Annotated in this window: 3 protein-coding genes; 2 read left to right on the forward strand and 1 reads right to left on the reverse strand. The window is 65.4% G+C overall.

From position 1 onward, the window contains the following. Positions 1 to 424 (reverse strand): Lrp/AsnC family transcriptional regulator (locus ACYPYD_RS19350; protein WP_459664922.1); only part of this gene is annotated, 424 nt, incomplete at its 3' end. A 106-nt stretch (positions 425 to 530) separates the two neighbouring features. On the opposite strand from ACYPYD_RS19350, the gene phhA reads away from it, so the two are divergent. Together phhA and hppD are read left to right on the forward strand one after the other, a co-directional pair. Beyond that, on the forward strand, positions 531 to 1,385 hold the full coding sequence (gene phhA / locus ACYPYD_RS19355; RefSeq protein ID WP_459664924.1) for a phenylalanine 4-monooxygenase: 855 nt from the start codon (positions 531 to 533) through the stop codon (positions 1,383 to 1,385). Further along, entirely contained in the window at positions 1,382 to 2,482 is a 1,101-nt protein-coding gene (gene hppD / locus ACYPYD_RS19360) for a 4-hydroxyphenylpyruvate dioxygenase (RefSeq protein WP_459664927.1), read from the forward strand. The genes phhA and hppD overlap by 4 nt, the downstream gene beginning before the upstream one ends. Positions 2,483 to 2,555: the final 73 nt, after the last annotated feature.

The following is a 2,555-nucleotide window of genomic DNA, read 5'->3' on the forward strand; positions in this document are numbered from 1 at the left end:
CCAGCACGATGATCGACTTCACGTCGCGCACCCCCGGGATCCGCAGCAAGGTGCGCAGCGTGATCTGCGAGAGATGCTCCACGTTGCGCGCGATCACCCGGACCAGATAGTCCATGTCCCCGGTCACCGCATGGCAGGCGATCACGTAGGGATTGTCGGCGATCGCCTGCTCGAACCGGGCGATGTTCTCATCCACATGGGCGACGAGGTTGATGAGTACGTAGGCCTCCAGCTCGAAGCCCAGCCGCCTCGGGTCGAGCACAGGTACATAGCCCCGGATCACGCCTTCATCCTCCAGCCGCTTGATGCGGCGGCTGACCGGCGTTGCGGAAAGCGCCACCCGCTCCGCCACTTGCGCCACCGGCATGCGCGCATCTTCCTGCAACGCCGCGATGATCCCGCGATCGAATTCGTCCAGTTGCACCGATCACCTCTCTAGGCTGGTTTTATTGGGTGATTCCACCAATAGCACGTCTCTATGCCCTCGCAATCGCACGGAACTGACGCGGGGCCTCTGGTATTGTACTCCTATGAAGAAGCCGTCGACGATCACGTCAAACAGCGGCCTTCGGGGAGAGTATGACCGGGCCGCCGACGACTATACCGTCGCGCAGGACTGGCATGACTACACCCCGGAGATGCATGCGCGCTGGCGCCGCCTCTACGCGCGCCAGTCCGCGCTGGTCCGCACCCATGCCTGCGCATCGTTCCGCGAGGGGCTGGCACGGCTGGACTGCGCCGAGGGCATCCCGCGCTTCGCCGACGCCAACCGCGTGCTTCAGGCGGCGACCGGCTGGCGGCTGGTGGCGGTGCCCGGCTTCATCCCCGATGCGGTGTTCTTCGACCACCTCGCGCACCGCCGCTTCCCGGTGACCCGCTGGCTGCGCGAGGAGCACGAGCTGGACTACCTCGCCGAGCCGGACGTCTTCCACGATTTCTTCGGCCACGTGCCGATGCTGCTCGATCCGACCATCGCCGATTTCCTGGAGCTTTACGGCAAGGCCGGGGCACGGGCGATGGCGATGGGCGCGCTGGACATGCTGGCGCGCATCTACTGGTACACCATCGAGTTCGGACTGGTGCGGGAGGACGGCGCCCTGAAAGTCTTCGGCGCGGGGATCATCTCGTCTGCGGGCGAGACGCGCTTTGCGATCGAGGACCGCGAGGTGCTGCGCCTGCCGTTCGACCCGGTGCGGGTGATGCGCACGGGATACATGATCGACAGCTTCCAGAAGACCTACTTCGTCCTCGAAAGCCTGCCGCAACTGATCGAGGCGCTCGTCAGCCTCGATTTCGGCCCCGTCTACGAAACCTGGCGGCACGAACCGCCGCTACCGGCAGGCGAAGCGCTGCCGCAAGAAACCCCGATAGGAGCACTCGCATGACCGACCTTTTCGACAATCCCATCGGTCTCGACGGGTTCGAGTTCGTGGAATTCTCCGCGCCGGACAAGGGCGTGCTGGAGCCGGTGTTCGAGGCCATGGGCTTCACCCGGATTGCGCGCCACCGCTCCAAGGATGTGGAACTGTGGCGGCAGGGTTCGATCAACTTCATCACCAATTATGAACCCGGCAGCCCCGCGTGGTTCTTCAGCCGCGAACATGGCCCGTCGGCCTGCGGCATGGGCTTTCGCGTGCGCGATGCGCGCGCCGCCTATGCAGAATTGCTGGCACGCTCGGCCGAGCCGGTGCAGGTAGCGACCGGGCCGATGGAACTGCACCTGCCGGGCATTCGCGGCATCGGCAATTCGATCATCTACCTGATCGACCGCTACGAGCGCGGCGGGGACGGCGCGCTGTCGATCTACGACATCGACTTCGATTACCTGCCCGGCGTCGATCGCCACCCGGCGGGCGCGGGCTTTGCCGAGATCGATCACCTGACGCACAACGTCTACGGCGGGCGCATGGCCTACTGGGTGGACTATTACGAGAAGCTCTTCAATTTCCGCGAGATCCGCTACTTCGACATCAAGGGCGAATACACCGGCCTCACCAGCCGCGCGCTGACGGCGCCCGACGGCAAGATCCGCATCCCGCTCAACGAGGAAGCCGAGGGCGGGAAGGGCCAGATCGACGAATTCCTGCGCGCTTTCAACGGCGAGGGCATCCAGCATATCGCGCTGATCTGCGACGATCTTCTCGGCGCGTGGGACAAGCTGAAGGCGCTCGGCGTGCCGTTCATGACCGCCCCGCCCGAGACCTACTACGAGATGCTGGAGGAGCGCCTGCCCGGCCACGGCCAGCCGGTCGAGGCGCTGAAGATGCGCGGCATCCTGCTCGACGGCACGGTCGAAGGCGGCCGGCCCCGCCTGCTGCTGCAGATCTTCGCCGAAGCGCGCGTCGGGCCGGTGTTCTTCGAGTTCATCGAACGGCGCGGCGACGACGGCTTCGGCAACGGCAACTTCAAGGCCCTGTTCGAGAGCATGGAGCGCGACCAGATCCGGCGCGGCGTGCTGAAGGTGAGCGAACCGGCGGAGTGACATGACCCACCCCCTCTCGTCATTGCGAGCGTAGCGAAGCAATCCAGGGCGGCTCATACTGCCCTGGATTGCT

The organism is Novosphingobium sp. 11B, from assembly GCF_054589055.1.